The organism is Spiroplasma endosymbiont of Nephrotoma flavescens (assembly GCF_964030835.1).
Taxonomy (GTDB): Bacteria; Bacillota_I; Bacilli_A; order Mycoplasmatales; family Nriv7; genus Nriv7.
In genome coordinates this window covers 489,760-509,488 of sequence record NZ_OZ034982.1, presented here as the reverse complement: position 1 = coordinate 509,488, position 19,729 = coordinate 489,760, and the positions used below count along the sequence as shown (strand labels likewise).

The window sequence follows — 19,729 nt, the reverse complement described above, 5'->3', positions numbered from 1 at the left end:
TAACCATTATTGGTATTATCTTACAAACTGGTTATTTTTATATTTTTAATGAAGAATATTTCATTTTTTGGAAAGTTTACCTAAATTTATCGATGCTGAATTATACTTGTAAGTGCAAGTAAATAAAATTGCAAAAGATTTCATATAAAAATTTCATGATGCTAAGTTTATTTTAGAAAAAGTAAATTTAAGGAGTTTTTATATGGGATACAAACATCTTGGAATAGATGAAAGAATTTATATTGAGAATCAATTGAAATTTAAAGTAAAAATTAGTGAAATAGCTAAAAATCTTAATCGAAGTATTAGTACTATTAATCGAGAAGTTAATAGAAATAAAGATAATAATCATTATTTTTCATTAATTGCACAAAATAAAGCAGAAAATAGAAAACAATTACATGTTTATTTTCATAAATTTAAAAATAGAGAATTAGTAAAATATGTACAACAAAAATTATTATTAGGTTGATCGCCTAAACAAATTTATGGCAGAATTAAAAATTTTCATCAAGAATGAATTATTAGTTTTAAAACAATTTACAATTGAATTTATTCTGGATTACTTGAAAAGGTTACTAGTAAAAATTTAAGAAGAAAAGGTAAGAAACGAAAATCTCAAGAAAATCGGGGTAAATTTAATGGTAAATCCATTAAAGAACGAAATGTTAATAATCGCATAACTCTTGGCCATTGAGAAGGTGATACTGTAGTATCATCACAAGGTAAAAGTAAATCATGTTTAATAACTTTAGTTGAAAGAACATCAAGATTTACTTTAGCAATATTAGTTGAAAATAGAACTACTAAAGTTATTAACGAAAACATTAGCCATTATTTATCAATTCTTCCAAATAATCTTGTTAAGACTATAACATTTGATAGGGGTAAAGAATTTGCTAATTGACAACAACTTGAAAAAAATTTAAATGTGAAAATTTATTTTGCTGATGCATATTCACCTTGACAAAGAGGTACTAATGAAAATACTAATGGTTTAATTAGAGAAAAATTTCCTAAAAAATTTAATTTTTCAAACACTACTAAAAATGCAGTTCATAAATTTATATTGTCTTTAAACCAAAGACCAAGAAAAATACTAAATTATCTTTCGCCAATCGAATATTTGGTTAGAAAAATAATTTAGTTGCACTTAACTTTACAATTTGGCGATGAAATGTTTTTGCGATATAATTCAAAATTATCAGGAAGATAATATAAATGAAATAAGGAGGCCATTTTGGAAGATTTTGATTTTATTAAGAAATTAAAGCATATAAAATTTAATGAAGACAATGTTATTAACGCCAGTATTGCTACATTTATTTTAAATAACTTAGAACAAATTGATGAATGAACATCAACAAGTGTTGCTGATGCTTGTTTTACTTCTTCTAGTTCAATAATTCGCTTTTGTCAAAAATTAAATCTAAGTGGTTGAACGGAATTGAAGTATCAATTAAAAGTTGTTAATCAAAGAATTAAAAATTCAGGACGACAAGTTAATACTAATTTGCAATTGAAAAGTAATATTACCTATTTTTTTAATGAATATGTGAAAATAAGAGATGAGGATAATAATCGATTATATTTAGATTTTATTAATAAAGATAATGATTTAATTGTTAAAAAAATTATTGATGCAAAAACAATCTTTATTTTTGGTTTTGGAATTTCATATTATCCTGCTATTTCTTTCGCACAAAGATTAAGATGAGTAAATAAAAATGTTATTTGTGAGAATGATATTAATGTTATTTATTCGTACTTGCCATTAGTTACTGCTGATGATGTTGTTATTTGCCTATCATTAAGTGGTACAAATAATTTAATTGGTGAAATAATTGAAGAATTAAAAGATAAAGCTTACTCAATTGGTATTTTTAGCAAAGAAACAAAATTAGCTAAAAGTTTTAAATCCTATTTTGTAATTAAATCTGAAGAAGAACAATTATGAAGTGTTTTTTCAATTAGATTGCAATTATTAATGCAATTATTAGATTTCTTGTATGCAAAAATAATTAATTTTAAGTTATAAGTTAAAATAAAGGTAGGACTAAATTTAAATGGAATTTAAACATATTTTTAGTAATTTTAAAAAATTTAAACTGCTATCAAGTAATTTTCAACCAAGAAATACTTTAAAGCATTTTCGCAATAAAACAAGTTCAGGATTACAAAAACTTGCTAAATCATTAATGTTTCCGATTGCTATTTTACCTATCGCGGCAATATTAAGTCGTGTGGGTGGATTAATGATGGCTAAAGATTTTGGAATTACTGAGAACAGTGTTATTTGATATATTGGTTCAGTATTGCAACTTATTGGTGGCAGTGCTTTTGATAATCTTTCTGTTCTTTTTGCTATTGGCATAGCTTTTGGTTTTGCTAAAGATAATCGTGGTGAAGCAGCTCTTATTGGTTTTTTTGCTTATACAATATTAATTGGTCTAATGACGATATTACCAAAAATTGTTTATTCAACAATTTTATTAGATGTTAACTTAGAAAATAAATCAAAACTTTTATATCAACTTAAAGGCAATGAAGTTATTTATTCTATTGATATGGGAGTTCTGAGTGGCATCATTGCTGGTATATTAGCAGCTACTTGTTATAATCGTTTTCAATCCATTAAGTTGCCAACTGCTTTGTCATTTTTTTCGGGAAGAAGATTTGTGCCATTAGTTGTTATTTTAGTTTCTTTACCAGTTGCTATTTTAGTGGCAATAATTTGACCTTGACTTCAGTTAGGACTTTTAACTTTTGGACAAGCTATTATTCCTGAAAAAGTTGACAATTCAACCCGTCATATTCAATGAGGGGTTGCTAGCGTTTATACAATGTTTAATAGAGCATTAAATGCTAGTGGTTTAATGCGTGTTTTTAATATTTATTTTTTTTGACAACACCCTTTTGTTACTTCAGAGAATGGAACAGTTATTAATGGTGATATTCCTGCATTTCTTAGTAATGATTTAGTTGTTGGTGCCGGATTATTTCAAAGTGGGTTTTTCCCCATTATGATGTTTGGATTACCAGCTGCTGCCTTGGCGATCATTAAATGTGCTCATCCTGACCAAAGAAAAAAAGTTATGGCATTATTACTTGGAGCGGCGTCAGTTTCATTTTTAACGGGGATTACTGAACCGTTAGAATTTAGTTTTATTTATGCAGCCCCAATATTATTTTTTGTTCATATTGTCTTATCAGGGATTATTGCTGCAATTACTGTTGGTTTAGGAATTCGGATTGGTTTTGGGTTTTCTGCTGGTTTTATTGATTATGTTTTAAGTTTTTATCAATCAATGAAAATTGCTAAAATAACTTGGGAGTCTGGTATTGCCCAAGTGCTAGCAAATCCGGCTTGAATATTACCAATTGGTATTCTAAGCGGGGGCGCTTATTACTTTTCTTTTAATTATTTGATTAAGAAGTTTAATTATCAGACATTAGGTCGCGAGCAAACTGTTAGTGAAATAGAAAATTTGGATAATAGTTTACCACTGTCTTCTTATCAGTTATTAGCCAGAAAAATTTTGGATATTTTAGGTAAAGATAATATTATTAGTGTTGGTAATTGTGTCACAAGGGTGAGAATTGTTGTTAAAAATGTTGATGCTGGAAAAATTGAACAATTAAATAAAGTCAGATTTGAAGTAAGAGGGATTGCTAATAATAAACTTAATCCGAAAATGGTTTCAGACAAAGATTTACAACTGATTGTTAGCAATGATGCCCAATTTATTGTTGATGAATTAGAAAAATTGCTTCAGGCATCAAAAGAGTTGTTGGCAACTAATTTTTAAAAATAGAAAATAGTTTTTATTTTAAAAGCATTAAAATAAGGTGACAGGGGATTATTGTTAGTGCTGTAAATAAAAAAGGTAGCGTTGCTACCTTTTTCTTTGTTAATTTTTTTTATTGTTTAACAACAATAATTCCTACGGAGTTAACACCGGCATGACTGACAAAGCAGTTAGGGAGGAATGCTTTTTTGATTTTAAGTTCAGGGTGGTTGGTTATAATTTTGTTAATAATTGTGGTGACCTTTTTATCACATTGTGATGTGAGAATTTCTAAGATATAATTTTCATTTTTAATAAATTCTTTAATTTTTGTGATTACACTTTCAATAGCGTTGTTTAAGGTTCTGGCAATTCCACTTTTTTCCGATATTTCGCCGAATTTAATAATGACTTTAACGCGGATTAAACTTATTAGGGAAGCAACAACAGATTTGGCACGACCACCTTTAGAAAGTCGCGAGATATCTTCAGGGATAATGTAAATTAAACTATTTTTTTTAACTTGGGTTACCATTTTATTAATATCATTAATGTTGCCCCCATTAGCTACAATTTCAGTAGCTTTGATTGCTAATGTACTATTAAATGTAGCAGCGCCGTTAGTATCAATAATATGAACGCGGTTTTTAAATTCACTTTCTTGTGATAACATATAGGCATTTTGGTATTGACCAGATAATCCTTTAGCAATCGGAATAAAGATAATTTCATCATTTCCTTCAGCTAGTAGTTTTCGCCATAAGCTCATTAGTTTCCCCGGTGATGATTGACTAGTTTTAGTATATTCACCATTTTTAACACGAGCATAAAAATTAGATTTTTTAATATCACTAGTGGTATCTTCAATTTCAGTTTTATCTTCAAAACTTATTAATAAAGGAAGGATATTAATATTTTTTTCTTTTAGCGTTGTAAGGTCAAGGTTGCTAGATGAGTCAACAATAATAGCAATTTTCTTATTTGTGTTAGACATTTTTTTCTCCTTTACTTTATTCAATATACAAGTACAAATGTATTATATCCGGTGTGAGCAGCAATAACATTAGATATTAAACTCATATGTTTAATTGTAAATTTTTCTTTAGTAATGATTTTAATTACTTCTTCTTTTAATTCCGTATCACATAATGAATGCATAATTGTTAATTCGCCAGTACTGTCATAGCGTTTTTTGATTTCTTTTAAAACTTCTTTAATTGCTTTTTTAAATGTTCTGGTTTTATCAAATTTATCAATAAAACCATTAAATTCTAGGATTGGTTTAATTTTCAATAAATTAGCTAGGGTAGCAGCAGCACTGCTAATTCTACCACCACGAACCAATGTATCTAATTGATATGGAAGAATGAAGGCACAATATTTTGTTTTCTGTTCATCAATAAAACCTTGTAATTCATTAATAGGTCGTTCTTGTAAAAATAGTTTTGCGCGGTTAATCATTTCTTTATTAATGTCGCCAACTGCTTCGCTATCAATTATATAGACTTTGTTTTTATAAACATTATCTTGAGCTAGTAATATTGCACTTTGATATTGTCCTGATAGATGGGAAGAAATTGGAAAGAAAAGAATTTGTTCATATTCTTGTAGTAGTTCATCTCATTTTTCTTTTAAAATTCCTGGTGGCGTTTGACTGGTTTTAATTGGTTCAGTTTCTAAAATTTTATAAAATTTATCAATAGTAATTTCTTTGTTATTGTCAGCAATAGTTTTATTGTTAATATTTATCATTAAAGGAACAAATGCCATATTATGTTCTTTTGCCTGTTCTTCATCATAACCAGTTGCTGAGTCCACTAAGATAATGTATTGCTTCATTAATTTTACACCTCACAAAAATCTCTATTTTGTTTATTAATCAATTATAAACTTTGATATAATATTATTCAAGAAAAGAAATAGTAAAGGATAATTTGATGATAAGAATAGCAAAATTTGTAATCAAAAAAAGAAATTTTCTTAAAAACTATATTACAATATTTATTAAGTAGTAAAATTGATATATTAAAACTAATAATTATATAAGAGATTTGAGGCTATTTAAATGACAAAATTTAAATTTGATGTTCGTATTAAAGAAGGCTATTATAGTGCGATTTATTTTTTAAAAACCCAAAAAATTCTTAAAAAGTATTTTCCTAATAATATTGTTACGATGCAATTTTTTCAAAGACAAGATAATGTTATGCTTTGTGGTATTGATGAAATTGTGGCATTATTGAAAGAATTTGTAACGCCATTAGAAAAAATATCTGTTTATGCTTTAAATGATGGTGATATTATTAAAGCTAATATTCCGGTTTTAAAAATAACCGGTCCTTATCATTTATTTGGTTACTTAGAAGGAATTATTGATGGCATTTTAGCAAGAAGAAGTAGTGTTGCTACTAATTGTAATGAGATTTTAAAAGTTAGTAACGATAAACCAATCATCTTTATGTTTGATCGTAATGATGACTATCTTAATCAACAAGGTGATGGTTATGCTGCATATATTGCTGGTATTAAATCACAAGTTACGAGAGCACAAACTGAATGATGAAATAATCAAGAAATATTGGTTGGGACAATGCCCCACGCTTTAATTCATGGTTTTAATGGTGATATTATTAAATCTTTAGAAGCTTATAGTGAATTATTTCCTAATGATAAGTTAGTAGCATTAGTTGATTTTGATAATGATGTTATTAATACTAGTTTAAAAGTATGTGGTCATTTTCAAAATCGTCTTAGTGCTGTTCGGGTTGATACTAGCATTAGTTTAGTTGATAAATATTTTACTGTTAAAGAAAATCAAGAGAAATATTATAATGAAAATATTATGGGTATAAATCCAATTTTAATTAAGGCTTTAAGAAAAGCAATGGATGATGAAGGTTTTAATAATATAAAAATTATTGTTAGTTCTGGATTTGATAAAGCGAAGATTAGTTGATTTGCTAGTGATAATACCCCCGTAGATTTTTATGGTGTGGGAGCAACTATTGGTAAGTTTGATATTCATTTTACTGGTGATTTAGTGCAATTAAATAATAAAAATTTTGCTAAAGTTGGTCGTGAAAATATTGAAAATGATAAGTTAGTACAAAAAATCTAATTTTGATTATGTTATAATTTAAAAGAACGAATGCTTCTTTTAAAAGGAGGGTCATAATGAATACTAATGATTTTAAAATTAAATATGGATTAAATGGTCCATTATCAAAACTTTATGAAGAAAATAGTCATCAGCAAAAAATTGCAGAGTCAAAAATTGCTGAAAATCGTCGTAAACAAAGAAATTGAATGCAACAAAAGCAAGTATATGGTTATGAACCAACAGAGATTATTTCACCAATTACAGGTTCTAATGCTAATAAAGCAAATATTGCTAGTGATAAACCAAAAGATTTTTCATTAGTAAATAATATTTATAGTATTAGACCACAATCATTAGTTAGAACAACAAAGACTTATAGTTCAATTGAAGAATATGTTAATGAGCATGTTCAGCAAGAAATTATTAATCGTAAAATTCAAAAATATCAAGATTTTTCAATATATGTTGAAGGAAGAAATATGACAAGAAATGTTAATCCAATTCCAATTGATTTTATTAATCGAAAAAGTGATAACAGTGTTAATTTAGCAACTAATGATGCACATTATGATGATACTAGTTATATTCGGGCGCAAAGTTATGTTAATCGTTTTAATGATATTCATCAACGCGCTAGTAAATTTTATGATCAACAGCAAGTTACTGAAAAAAATCGGAGCATTGTTAATTTAATTGATGAAAAACAAAAATAAGAGAAAGAATGGTAAGAAATGGAATTTTTAGAAGAATTGCAAGCCCGAAGACTTTTAAAACAAGTTACTAATAGTGAAAAAATAAAACAGGCTAAGAATAGTAATGCTAGTGTTTATTGTGGTATTGATCCAACAGCAACATCATTGCATGTGGGGCATTTATTACAAATTGTTTTATTATATCGCTTTTCATTAGCGGGTTTTAAACCGCTTGCTGTTATTGGTGGAGCCACGGCAATGATTGGTGATCCGAGTTTTAAAGTTGAAGAAAGAAAATTGTTAGATGCTAAAACAGTAAAATTAAATAGTGATGCGCTTGCTTTACAATTAGATAAATTATTAGATCATAATATTAAAGTTTTAAATAATGATGATTGAATAGCAAAATTAAATTTAATTGATTATTTAAGAGATTTGGGGAAAGAGTTTACGATTAATTATATGCTTGATAAGGAATCAATTAAAACAAGACTCGCAACAGGAATTTCTTATACTGAATTTTCTTATATGCTTTTACAAGCATATGATTTTTGGTATTTATATAAGAATTATCAATGTTTAGTGCAAATTGGTGGTAGTGACCAATGAGGGAATATTACTGCTGGAATTGAATTGATTCGTAAAAAAGAACAAGATAATCATTTAGCAAGTGGGTTAACGATTGAATTATTAACGCAAAGTAATGGTGTTAAGTTTGGTAAAACTGAGCAAGGAACAATTTGGTTAGATGCTAATTTAACATCCCCATATATTTTGTATCAGTTTTTTGTTAATCAAAATGATGCTGATGTTGAAAAACTTTTAAAATGATTAACTTTGTTATCATTAGATGATATTTTGCAAATAATGGCAAAACATAATGTTAATAAGGCTAAAAGACATGCCCAAAAGGTATTAGCAAAAGAAATTGTTGCTTTTGTTCATTCCCAACAAGAAGTTATGATGGCGATTAATATTAGTGAAGCATTATTTTCACAAAAAGTTATGCAATTACAAATGAGTGAAATTCAACAAATGAAAAATGCTGTTCCGTGAATAACTGTTAGTCAAGAACATAAACTTATTGATTTACTTTTATTACTTGAAGTATGTAGTTCTAAAACTCAAGTTCGGGAACTATTAAAGAGTAATGCTATTTATGTTAATGAGCAACTGATTACTGATGAAAACTATATATTATCTAAAGATAAATTGCTATATAATAAAATAATTTTTATTCGTAAAGGTAAACAACATTATTATATTGTTGAAGTTAATAGTCATTAATGTTTAAAACAATAAGTTATTTTCATAAAAATTTATCTTGTTTTTTTAAATATTTTATTGCATAATTTGTATATAATTTTAAATAGAATTTAGCAGTTAGAAATGTATTTTGTAATAAAAAATAAAGAAGCTTAATCATTAAGCTTCTTTATTTTTTTAATAATTTGTTTAAAGAAAATTGCTTAAAAATGGAGGAGCATTATGCCACAAGATATTAAAACTGTTATTACTAATCAAATTAAACAAGATATCAATGAAAATATTAAAGATGATATTGTATTAAAAGCGAAGTTTTTTAAGATGATATGGTTACAAACTAAAAATGGGGATAATAATATGTTTCCTAAACTTTTAGTTTATCTTTCTTGTATGAGTGAAAATCGTAATGCTAACATTTCTAAAGAAAATATTGATAGTTTAGTTAGTTTAGTTGAAAATAATAATATTTTAGAATTTAAAGAAAAACTTGAAATAATAAATAGCCAAATTGTAAAGTTAAGTGCAACTAAATTATTTTTCTAACCAAATATTCGATTGGCGAAAGATAATTTAGTATTTTTCTTGGTCTTTGGTTTAAAGACAATATAAATTTATGAACTGCATTTTTAGTAGTGTTTGAAATATTAAATTTTTTAGGAAATTTTTCTCTAATTAAACCATTAGTATTTTCATTAGTACCTCTTTGTCAAGGTGAATATGCATCAGCAAAATAAATTTTCACATTTAAATTTTTTTCAAGTTGTTGTCAATTAGCAAATTCTTTACCCCTATCAAATGTTATAGTCTTAACAAGATTATTTGGAAGAATTGATAAATAATGACTAATATTTTTGTTAATAACTTTAGTAGTTCTATTTTCAACTAATATTGCTAAAGTAAATCTTGATGTTCTTTCAACTAAAGTTATTAAACATGATTTACTTTTACCTCGTGATAATACTACAGTATCACCTTCTCAATGGCCAAGAGTTATGCGATTATTAACATTTCGTTCTTTAATGGATTTACCATTAAATTTACCCCGATTTTCTTGAGATTTTCGTTTCTTACCTTTTCTTCTTAAATTTTTACTAGTAACCTTTTCAAGTAATCCAGAATAAATTCAATTGTAAATTGTTGCTGAATTATACTTGTAAGTGCAAGTAAATAAAATTGCAAAAGATTTCATATAAAAATTTCATGATGCTAAGTTTATTTTAGAAAAAGTAAATTTAAGGAGTTTTTATATGGGATACAAACATCTTGGCATAGATGAAAGAATTTATATTGAGAATCAATTGAAATTTAAAGTAAAAATTAGTGAAATAGCTAAAAATCTTAATCGAAGTATTAGTACTATTAATCGAGAAGTTAATAGAAATAAAGATAATAATCATTATTTTTCATTAATTGCACAAAATAAAGCAGAAAATAGAAAACAATTACATGTTTATTTTCATAAATTTAAAAATAGAGAATTAGTAAAATATGTACAACAAAAATTATTATTAGGTTGATCGCCTGAACAAATTTATGGCAGAATTAAAAATTTTCATCAAGAATGAATTATTAGTTTTAAAACAATTTACAATTGAATTTATTCTGGATTACTTGAAAAGGTTACTAGTAAAAATTTAAGAAGAAAAGGTAAGAAACGAAAATCTCAAGAAAATCGGGGTAAATTTAATGGTAAATCCATTAAAGAACGAAATGTTAATAATCGCATAACTCTTGGCCATTGAGAAGGTGATACTGTAGTATCATCACGAGGTAAAAGTAAATCATGTTTAATAACTTTAGTTGAAAGAACATCAAGATTTACTTTAGCAATATTAGTTGAAAATAGAACTACTAAAGTTATTAACAAAAATATTAGTCATTATTTATCAATTCTTCCAAATAATCTTGTTAAGACTATAACATTTGATAGGGGTAAAGAATTTACTAATTGACAACAACTTGAAAAAAATTTAAATGTGAAAATTTATTTTGCTGATGCATATTCACCTTGACAAAGAGGTACTAATGAAAATACTAATGGTTTAATTAGAGAAAAATTTCCTAAAAAATTTAATTTTTCAAACACTACTAAAAATGCAGTTCATAAATTTATATTGTCTTTAAACCAAAGACCAAGAAAAATACTAAATTATCTTTCGCCAATCGAATATTTGGTTAGAAAAATAATTTAGTTGCACTTAACTTTACAATTTGGCTATGGGATACAAACATCTTGGCATAGATGAAAGAATTTATATTGAGAATCAATTGAAATTTAAAGTAAAAATTAGTGAAATAGCTAAAAATCTTAATCGAAGTATTAGTACTATTAATCGAGAAGTTAATAGAAATAAAGATAATAATCATTATTTTTCATTAATTGCACAAAATAAAGCAGAAAATAGAAAACAATTACATGTTTATTTTCATAAATTTAAAAATAGAGAATTAGTAAAATATGTACAACAAAAATTATATTAGGTTGATCGCCTAAACAAATTTATGGCAGAATTAAAAATTTTCATCAAGAATGAATTATTAGTTTTAAAACAATTTACAATTGAATTTATTCTGGATTACTTGAAAAGGTTACTAGTAAAAATTTAAGAAGAAAAGGTAAGAAACGAAAATCTCAAGAAAATCGGGGTAAATTTAATGGTAAATCCATTAAAGAACGAAATGTTAATAATCGCATAACTCTTGGCCATTGAGAAGGTGATACTGTAGTATCATCACAAGGTAAAAGTAAATCATGTTTAATAACTTTAGTTGAAAGAACATCAAGATTTACTTTAGCAATATTAGTTGAAAATAGAACTACTAAAGTTATTAACGAAAACATTAGCCATTATTTATCAATTCTTCCAAATAATCTTGTTAAGACTATAACATTTGATAGGGGTAAAGAATTTGCTAATTGACAACAACTTGAAAAAAATTTAAATGTGAAAATTTATTTTGCTGATGCATATTCACCTTGACAAAGAGGTACTAATGAAAATACTAATGGTTTAATTAGAGAAAAATTTCCTAAAAAATTTAATTTTTCAAACACTACTAAAAATGCAGTTCATAAATTTATATTGTCTTTAAACCAAAGACCAAGAAAAATACTAAATTATCTTTCGCCAATCGAATATTTGGTTAGAAAAATAATTTAGTTGCACTTAACTTTACAATTTGGCGATGAAATGTTTTTGCGATATAATTCAAAATTATCAGGAAGATAATATAAATGAAATAAGGAGGCCATTTTGGAAGATTTTGATTTTATTAAGAAATTAAAGCATATAAAATTTAATGAAGACAATGTTATTAACGCCAGTATTGCTACATTTATTTTAAATAACTTAGAACAAATTGATGAATGAACATCAACAAGTGTTGCTGATGCTTGTTTTACTTCTTCTAGTTCAATAATTCGCTTTTGTCAAAAATTAAATCTAAGTGGTTGAACGGAATTGAAGTATCAATTAAAAGTTGTTAATCAAAGAATTAAAAATTCAGGACGACAAGTTAATACTAATTTGCAATTGAAAAGTAATATTACCTATTTTTTTAATGAATATGTGAAAATAAGAGATGAGGATAATAATCGATTATATTTAGATTTTATTAATAAAGATAATGATTTAATTGTTAAAAAAATTATTGATGCAAAAACAATCTTTATTTTTGGTTTTGGAATTTCATATTATCCTGCTATTTCTTTCGCACAAAGATTAAGATGAGTAAATAAAAATGTTATTTGTGAGAATGATATTAATGTTATTTATTCGTACTTGCCATTAGTTACTGCTGATGATGTTGTTATTTGCCTATCATTAAGTGGTACAAATAATTTAATTGGTGAAATAATTGAAGAATTAAAAGATAAAGCTTACTCAATTGGTATTTTTAGCAAAGAAACAAAATTAGCTAAAAGTTTTAAATCCTATTTTGTAATTAAATCTGAAGAAGAACAATTATGAAGTGTTTTTTCAATTAGATTGCAATTATTAATGCAATTATTAGATTTCTTGTATGCAAAAATAATTAATTTTAAGTTATAAGTTAAAATAAAGGTAGGACTAAATTTAAATGGAATTTAAACATATTTTTAGTAATTTTAAAAAATTTAAACTGCTATCAAGTAATTTTCAACCAAGAAATACTTTAAAGCATTTTCGCAATAAAACAAGTTCAGGATTACAAAAACTTGCTAAATCATTAATGTTTCCGATTGCTATTTTACCTATCGCGGCAATATTAAGTCGTGTGGGTGGATTAATGATGGCTAAAGATTTTGGAATTACTGAGAACAGTGTTATTTGATATATTGGTTCAGTATTGCAACTTATTGGTGGCAGTGCTTTTGATAATCTTTCTGTTCTTTTTGCTATTGGCATAGCTTTTGGTTTTGCTAAAGATAATCGTGGTGAAGCAGCTCTTATTGGTTTTTTTGCTTATACAATATTAATTGGTCTAATGACGATATTACCAAAAATTGTTTATTCAACAATTTTATTAGATGTTAACTTAGAAAATAAATCAAAACTTTTATATCAACTTAAAGGCAATGAAGTTATTTATTCTATTGATATGGGAGTTCTGAGTGGCATCATTGCTGGTATATTAGCAGCTACTTGTTATAATCGTTTTCAATCCATTAAGTTGCCAACTGCTTTGTCATTTTTTTCGGGAAGAAGATTTGTGCCATTAGTTGTTATTTTAGTTTCTTTACCAGTTGCTATTTTAGTGGCAATAATTTGACCTTGACTTCAGTTAGGACTTTTAACTTTTGGACAAGCTATTATTCCTGAAAAAGTTGACAATTCAACCCGTCATATTCAATGAGGGGTTGCTAGCGTTTATACAATGTTTAATAGAGCATTAAATGCTAGTGGTTTAATGCGTGTTTTTAATATTTATTTTTTTTGACAACACCCTTTTGTTACTTCAGAGAATGGAACAGTTATTAATGGTGATATTCCTGCATTTCTTAGTAATGATTTAGTTGTTGGTGCCGGATTATTTCAAAGTGGGTTTTTCCCCATTATGATGTTTGGATTACCAGCTGCTGCCTTGGCGATCATTAAATGTGCTCATCCTGACCAAAGAAAAAAAGTTATGGCATTATTACTTGGAGCGGCGTCAGTTTCATTTTTAACGGGGATTACTGAACCGTTAGAATTTAGTTTTATTTATGCAGCCCCAATATTATTTTTTGTTCATATTGTCTTATCAGGGATTATTGCTGCAATTACTGTTGGTTTAGGAATTCGGATTGGTTTTGGGTTTTCTGCTGGTTTTATTGATTATGTTTTAAGTTTTTATCAATCAATGAAAATTGCTAAAATAACTTGGGAGTCTGGTATTGCCCAAGTGCTAGCAAATCCGGCTTGAATATTACCAATTGGTATTCTAAGCGGGGGCGCTTATTACTTTTCTTTTAATTATTTGATTAAGAAGTTTAATTATCAGACATTAGGTCGCGAGCAAACTGTTAGTGAAATAGAAAATTTGGATAATAGTTTACCACTGTCTTCTTATCAGTTATTAGCCAGAAAAATTTTGGATATTTTAGGTAAAGATAATATTATTAGTGTTGGTAATTGTGTCACAAGGGTGAGAATTGTTGTTAAAAATGTTGATGCTGGAAAAATTGAACAATTAAATAAAGTCAGATTTGAAGTAAGAGGGATTGCTAATAATAAACTTAATCCGAAAATGGTTTCAGACAAAGATTTACAACTGATTGTTAGCAATGATGCCCAATTTATTGTTGATGAATTAGAAAAATTGCTTCAGGCATCAAAAGAGTTGTTGGCAACTAATTTTTAAAAATAGAAAATAGTTTTTATTTTAAAAGCATTAAAATAAGGTGACAGGGGATTATTGTTAGTGCTGTAAATAAAAAAGGTAGCGTTGCTACCTTTTTCTTTGTTAATTTTTTTTATTGTTTAACAACAATAATTCCTACGGAGTTAACACCGGCATGACTGACAAAGCAGTTAGGGAGGAATGCTTTTTTGATTTTAAGTTCAGGGTGGTTGGTTATAATTTTGTTAATAATTGTGGTGACCTTTTTATCACATTGTGATGTGAGAATTTCTAAGATATAATTTTCATTTTTAATAAATTCTTTAATTTTTGTGATTACACTTTCAATAGCGTTGTTTAAGGTTCTGGCAATTCCACTTTTTTCCGATATTTCGCCGAATTTAATAATGACTTTAACGCGGATTAAACTTATTAGGGAAGCAACAACAGATTTGGCACGACCACCTTTAGAAAGTCGCGAGATATCTTCAGGGATAATGTAAATTAAACTATTTTTTTTAACTTGGGTTACCATTTTATTAATATCATTAATGTTGCCCCCATTAGCTACAATTTCAGTAGCTTTGATTGCTAATGTACTATTAAATGTAGCAGCGCCGTTAGTATCAATAATATGAACGCGGTTTTTAAATTCACTTTCTTGTGATAACATATAGGCATTTTGGTATTGACCAGATAATCCTTTAGCAATCGGAATAAAGATAATTTCATCATTTCCTTCAGCTAGTAGTTTTCGCCATAAGCTCATTAGTTTCCCCGGTGATGATTGACTAGTTTTAGTATATTCACCATTTTTAACACGAGCATAAAAATTAGATTTTTTAATATCACTAGTGGTATCTTCAATTTCAGTTTTATCTTCAAAACTTATTAATAAAGGAAGGATATTAATATTTTTTTCTTTTAGCGTTGTAAGGTCAAGGTTGCTAGATGAGTCAACAATAATAGCAATTTTCTTATTTGTGTTAGACATTTTTTTCTCCTTTACTTTATTCAATATACAAGTACAAATGTATTATATCCGGTGTGAGCAGCAATAACATTAGATATTAAACTCATATGTTTAATTGTAAATTTTTCTTTAGTAATGATTTTAATTACTTCTTCTTTTAATTCCGTATCACATAATGAATGCATAATTGTTAATTCGCCAGTACTGTCATAGCGTTTTTTGATTTCTTTTAAAACTTCTTTAATTGCTTTTTTAAATGTTCTGGTTTTATCAAATTTATCAATAAAACCATTAAATTCTAGGATTGGTTTAATTTTCAATAAATTAGCTAGGGTAGCAGCAGCACTGCTAATTCTACCACCACGAACCAATGTATCTAATTGATATGGAAGAATGAAGGCACAATATTTTGTTTTCTGTTCATCAATAAAACCTTGTAATTCATTAATAGGTCGTTCTTGTAAAAATAGTTTTGCGCGGTTAATCATTTCTTTATTAATGTCGCCAACTGCTTCGCTATCAATTATATAGACTTTGTTTTTATAAACATTATCTTGAGCTAGTAATATTGCACTTTGATATTGTCCTGATAGATGGGAAGAAATTGGAAAGAAAAGAATTTGTTCATATTCTTGTAGTAGTTCATCTCATTTTTCTTTTAAAATTCCTGGTGGCGTTTGACTGGTTTTAATTGGTTCAGTTTCTAAAATTTTATAAAATTTATCAATAGTAATTTCTTTGTTATTGTCAGCAATAGTTTTATTGTTAATATTTATCATTAAAGGAACAAATGCCATATTATGTTCTTTTGCCTGTTCTTCATCATAACCAGTTGCTGAGTCCACTAAGATAATGTATTGCTTCATTAATTTTACACCTCACAAAAATCTCTATTTTGTTTATTAATCAATTATAAACTTTGATATAATATTATTCAAGAAAAGAAATAGTAAAGGATAATTTGATGATAAGAATAGCAAAATTTGTAATCAAAAAAAGAAATTTTCTTAAAAACTATATTACAATATTTATTAAGTAGTAAAATTGATATATTAAAACTAATAATTATATAAGAGATTTGAGGCTATTTAAATGACAAAATTTAAATTTGATGTTCGTATTAAAGAAGGCTATTATAGTGCGATTTATTTTTTAAAAACCCAAAAAATTCTTAAAAAGTATTTTCCTAATAATATTGTTACGATGCAATTTTTTCAAAGACAAGATAATGTTATGCTTTGTGGTATTGATGAAATTGTGGCATTATTGAAAGAATTTGTAACGCCATTAGAAAAAATATCTGTTTATGCTTTAAATGATGGTGATATTATTAAAGCTAATATTCCGGTTTTAAAAATAACCGGTCCTTATCATTTATTTGGTTACTTAGAAGGAATTATTGATGGCATTTTAGCAAGAAGAAGTAGTGTTGCTACTAATTGTAATGAGATTTTAAAAGTTAGTAACGATAAACCAATCATCTTTATGTTTGATCGTAATGATGACTATCTTAATCAACAAGGTGATGGTTATGCTGCATATATTGCTGGTATTAAATCACAAGTTACGAGAGCACAAACTGAATGATGAAATAATCAAGAAATATTGGTTGGGACAATGCCCCACGCTTTAATTCATGGTTTTAATGGTGATATTATTAAATCTTTAGAAGCTTATAGTGAATTATTTCCTAATGATAAGTTAGTAGCATTAGTTGATTTTGATAATGATGTTATTAATACTAGTTTAAAAGTATGTGGTCATTTTCAAAATCGTCTTAGTGCTGTTCGGGTTGATACTAGCATTAGTTTAGTTGATAAATATTTTACTGTTAAAGAAAATCAAGAGAAATATTATAATGAAAATATTATGGGTATAAATCCAATTTTAATTAAGGCTTTAAGAAAAGCAATGGATGATGAAGGTTTTAATAATATAAAAATTATTGTTAGTTCTGGATTTGATAAAGCGAAGATTAGTTGATTTGCTAGTGATAATACCCCCGTAGATTTTTATGGTGTGGGAGCAACTATTGGTAAGTTTGATATTCATTTTACTGGTGATTTAGTGCAATTAAATAATAAAAATTTTGCTAAAGTTGGTCGTGAAAATATTGAAAATGATAAGTTAGTACAAAAAATCTAATTTTGATTATGTTATAATTTAAAAGAACGAATGCTTCTTTTAAAAGGAGGGTCATAATGAATACTAATGATTTTAAAATTAAATATGGATTAAATGGTCCATTATCAAAACTTTATGAAGAAAATAGTCATCAGCAAAAAATTGCAGAGTCAAAAATTGCTGAAAATCGTCGTAAACAAAGAAATTGAATGCAACAAAAGCAAGTATATGGTTATGAACCAACAGAGATTATTTCACCAATTACAGGTTCTAATGCTAATAAAGCAAATATTGCTAGTGATAAACCAAAAGATTTTTCATTAGTAAATAATATTTATAGTATTAGACCACAATCATTAGTTAGAACAACAAAGACTTATAGTTCAATTGAAGAATATGTTAATGAGCATGTTCAGCAAGAAATTATTAATCGTAAAATTCAAAAATATCAAGATTTTTCAATATATGTTGAAGGAAGAAATATGACAAGAAATGTTAATCCAATTCCAATTGATTTTATTAATCGAAAAAGTGATAACAGTGTTAATTTAGCAACTAATGATGCACATTATGATGATACTAGTTATATTCGGGCGCAAAGTTATGTTAATCGTTTTAATGATATTCATCAACGCGCTAGTAAATTTTATGATCAACAGCAAGTTACTGAAAAAAATCGGAGCATTGTTAATTTAATTGATGAAAAACAAAAATAAGAGAAAGAATGGTAAGAAATGGAATTTTTAGAAGAATTGCAAGCCCGAAGACTTTTAAAACAAGTTACTAATAGTGAAAAAATAAAACAGGCTAAGAATAGTAATGCTAGTGTTTATTGTGGTATTGATCCAACAGCAACATCATTGCATGTGGGGCATTTATTACAAATTGTTTTATTATATCGCTTTTCATTAGCGGGTTTTAAACCGCTTGCTGTTATTGGTGGAGCCACGGCAATGATTGGTGATCCGAGTTTTAAAGTTGAAGAAAGAAAATTGTTAGATGCTAAAACAGTAAAATTAAATAGTGATGCGCTTGCTTTACAATTAGATAAATTATTAGATCATAATATTAAAGTTTTAAATAATGATGATTGAATAGCAAAATTAAATTTAATTGATTATTTAAGAGATTTGGGGAAAGAGTTTACGATTAATTATATGCTTGATAAGGAATCAATTAAAACAAGACTCGCAACAGGAATTTCTTATACTGAATTTTCTTATATGCTTTTACAAGCATATGATTTTTGGTATTTATATAAGAATTATCAATGTTTAGTGCAAATTGGTGGTAGTGACCAATGAGGGAATATTACTGCTGGAATTGAATTGATTCGTAAAAAAGAACAAGATAATCATTTAGCAAGTGGGTTAACGATTGAATTATTAACGCAAAGTAATGGTGTTAAGTTTGGTAAAACTGAGCAAGGAACAATTTGGTTAGATGCTAATTTAACATCCCCATATATTTTGTATCAGTTTTTTGTTAATCAAAATGATGCTGATGTTGAAAAACTTTTAAAATGATTAACTTTGTTATCATTAGATGATATTTTGCAAATAATGGCAAAACATAATGTTAATAAGGCTAAAAGACATGCCCAAAAGGTATTAGCAAAAGAAATTGTTGCTTTTGTTCATTCCCAACAAGAAGTTATGATGGCGATTAATATTAGTGAAGCATTATTTTCACAAAAAGTTATGCAATTACAAATGAGTGAAATTCAACAAATGAAAAATGCTGTTCCGTGAATAACTGTTAGTCAAGAACATAAACTTATTGATTTACTTTTATTACTTGAAGTATGTAGTTCTAAAACTCAAGTTCGGGAACTATTAAAGAGTAATGCTATTTATGTTAATGAGCAACTGATTACTGATGAAAACTATATATTATCTAAAGATAAATTGCTATATAATAAAATAATTTTTATTCGTAAAGGTAAACAACATTATTATATTGTTGAAGTTAATAGTCATTAATG

The 19,729-nt window shown here is 26.8% G+C and carries 20 protein-coding genes; 15 read left to right on the top strand and 5 right to left on the bottom strand.

The window, feature by feature from the left end:
• The first annotated feature begins 202 nt into the window (after nt 1-202).
• The 3 genes from AAHN02_RS03035 (at nt 203) to AAHN02_RS03025 (ending at nt 3,809) form a co-directional block, all read left to right on the top strand.
• Nucleotides 203-1,147 (top strand): IS30 family transposase, encoded by a 945-nt coding sequence (locus AAHN02_RS03035; RefSeq protein WP_342278135.1) that lies wholly within the window; start codon nt 203-205, stop codon nt 1,145-1,147.
• Nucleotides 1,148-1,240: 93 nt separating this feature from the next.
• On the top strand, nt 1,241-2,038 hold the full coding sequence (locus tag AAHN02_RS03030; RefSeq protein WP_342278132.1) for a MurR/RpiR family transcriptional regulator: 798 nt from the start codon (nt 1,241-1,243) through the stop codon (nt 2,036-2,038).
• A 28-nt stretch (nt 2,039-2,066) separates the two neighbouring features.
• Nucleotides 2,067-3,809 carry a PTS transporter subunit EIIC gene (locus tag AAHN02_RS03025; protein WP_342278131.1) on the top strand — a complete coding sequence of 581 codons (1,743 nt, stop codon included), beginning with the start codon at nt 2,067-2,069 and terminating at the stop codon, nt 3,807-3,809.
• 112 nt (nt 3,810-3,921) lie between these two features.
• On the opposite strand, the gene AAHN02_RS03020 is transcribed toward AAHN02_RS03025, so the two are convergent.
• Together AAHN02_RS03020 and AAHN02_RS03015 are read right to left on the bottom strand one after the other, a co-directional pair.
• Entirely contained in the window at nt 3,922-4,782 is an 861-nt protein-coding gene (locus AAHN02_RS03020; protein WP_342278130.1) for a DegV family protein, read from the bottom strand.
• 11 nt (nt 4,783-4,793) lie between these two features.
• On the bottom strand, nt 4,794-5,627 hold the full coding sequence (locus AAHN02_RS03015; protein ID WP_342278129.1) for a DegV family protein: 834 nt from the start codon (nt 5,625-5,627) through the stop codon (nt 4,794-4,796).
• 226 nt (nt 5,628-5,853) lie between these two features.
• Here AAHN02_RS03015 and AAHN02_RS03010 point away from each other — a divergent pair, with 226 nt between their 5' ends.
• The 4 genes from AAHN02_RS03010 to AAHN02_RS02995 all read left to right on the top strand — a co-directional run bounded on the left by AAHN02_RS03010 (nt 5,854) and on the right by AAHN02_RS02995 (nt 9,389).
• A complete protein-coding gene (locus tag AAHN02_RS03010; protein ID WP_342278128.1) occupies nt 5,854-6,906 on the top strand; it encodes a nicotinate phosphoribosyltransferase in 1,053 nt (350 codons plus the stop codon).
• Between the two features lie 56 nt (nt 6,907-6,962).
• Nucleotides 6,963-7,601 (top strand): hypothetical protein, encoded by a 639-nt coding sequence (locus AAHN02_RS03005; RefSeq protein WP_342189595.1) that lies wholly within the window; start codon nt 6,963-6,965, stop codon nt 7,599-7,601.
• Between the two features lie 18 nt (nt 7,602-7,619).
• Nucleotides 7,620-8,867 (top strand): tyrosine--tRNA ligase, encoded by a 1,248-nt coding sequence (gene tyrS / locus AAHN02_RS03000; RefSeq protein WP_342278127.1) that lies wholly within the window; start codon nt 7,620-7,622, stop codon nt 8,865-8,867.
• A 201-nt stretch (nt 8,868-9,068) separates the two neighbouring features.
• Entirely contained in the window at nt 9,069-9,389 is a 321-nt protein-coding gene (locus AAHN02_RS02995; RefSeq protein WP_342278126.1) for a hypothetical protein, read from the top strand.
• Here the strand turns inward: AAHN02_RS02995 and AAHN02_RS02990 are convergent.
• Nucleotides 9,373-10,035 carry an IS30 family transposase gene (locus AAHN02_RS02990; protein WP_342278134.1) on the bottom strand — a complete coding sequence of 221 codons (663 nt, stop codon included), beginning with the start codon at nt 10,033-10,035 and terminating at the stop codon, nt 9,373-9,375. The two genes, AAHN02_RS02995 and AAHN02_RS02990, sit on opposite strands and share 17 nt — an antisense overlap.
• Before the next feature lie 58 nt (nt 10,036-10,093).
• Here AAHN02_RS02990 and AAHN02_RS02985 point away from each other — a divergent pair, with 58 nt between their 5' ends.
• From AAHN02_RS02985 to AAHN02_RS02965, 5 genes are all read left to right on the top strand, one after another.
• The gene (locus AAHN02_RS02985; protein ID WP_342277391.1) at nt 10,094-11,038 is read left to right on the top strand and encodes an IS30 family transposase; all 945 of its coding nucleotides are present in this window, start codon (nt 10,094-10,096) and stop codon (nt 11,036-11,038) included.
• 25 nt (nt 11,039-11,063) lie between these two features.
• On the top strand, nt 11,064-11,327 hold the full coding sequence (locus AAHN02_RS02980) for a helix-turn-helix domain-containing protein (protein WP_342278133.1): 264 nt from the start codon (nt 11,064-11,066) through the stop codon (nt 11,325-11,327).
• Nucleotides 11,294-12,007 (top strand): IS30 family transposase, encoded by a 714-nt coding sequence (locus AAHN02_RS02975; protein WP_342278181.1) that lies wholly within the window; start codon nt 11,294-11,296, stop codon nt 12,005-12,007. The genes AAHN02_RS02980 and AAHN02_RS02975 overlap by 34 nt, the downstream gene beginning before the upstream one ends.
• Nucleotides 12,008-12,100: 93 nt before the next feature.
• A complete protein-coding gene (locus AAHN02_RS02970; RefSeq protein WP_342278132.1) occupies nt 12,101-12,898 on the top strand; it encodes a MurR/RpiR family transcriptional regulator in 798 nt (265 codons plus the stop codon).
• Nucleotides 12,899-12,926: 28 nt separating this feature from the next.
• Nucleotides 12,927-14,669, top strand: a complete 1,743-nt coding sequence (locus AAHN02_RS02965) for a PTS transporter subunit EIIC (RefSeq protein ID WP_342278131.1) — start codon at nt 12,927-12,929, stop codon at nt 14,667-14,669.
• Nucleotides 14,670-14,781: 112 nt separating this feature from the next.
• Here the strand turns inward: AAHN02_RS02965 and AAHN02_RS02960 are convergent, their stop codons facing one another.
• Complete coding sequence (locus AAHN02_RS02960; RefSeq protein WP_342278130.1) at nt 14,782-15,642, bottom strand: DegV family protein; 861 nt, start codon at nt 15,640-15,642, stop codon at nt 14,782-14,784.
• 11 nt (nt 15,643-15,653) lie between these two features.
• Nucleotides 15,654-16,487: a DegV family protein gene (locus tag AAHN02_RS02955; protein WP_342278129.1), complete on the bottom strand. Its 834-nt coding sequence runs from the start codon at nt 16,485-16,487 to the stop codon at nt 15,654-15,656.
• A 226-nt stretch (nt 16,488-16,713) separates the two neighbouring features.
• Here AAHN02_RS02955 and AAHN02_RS02950 point away from each other — a divergent pair, with 226 nt between their 5' ends.
• Genes AAHN02_RS02950 through tyrS (AAHN02_RS02940) form a run of 3 tightly spaced genes read left to right on the top strand, consistent with a single transcriptional unit; the run spans nt 16,714 to nt 19,727 of the window.
• Complete coding sequence (locus AAHN02_RS02950) at nt 16,714-17,766, top strand: nicotinate phosphoribosyltransferase (protein ID WP_342278128.1); 1,053 nt, start codon at nt 16,714-16,716, stop codon at nt 17,764-17,766.
• 56 nt (nt 17,767-17,822) lie between these two features.
• Nucleotides 17,823-18,461, top strand: a complete 639-nt coding sequence (locus AAHN02_RS02945) for a hypothetical protein (protein WP_342189595.1) — start codon at nt 17,823-17,825, stop codon at nt 18,459-18,461.
• An 18-nt stretch (nt 18,462-18,479) separates the two neighbouring features.
• Nucleotides 18,480-19,727: a tyrosine--tRNA ligase gene (gene tyrS / locus AAHN02_RS02940; protein ID WP_342278127.1), complete on the top strand. Its 1,248-nt coding sequence runs from the start codon at nt 18,480-18,482 to the stop codon at nt 19,725-19,727.
• Nucleotides 19,728-19,729 lie beyond the last annotated feature (2 nt).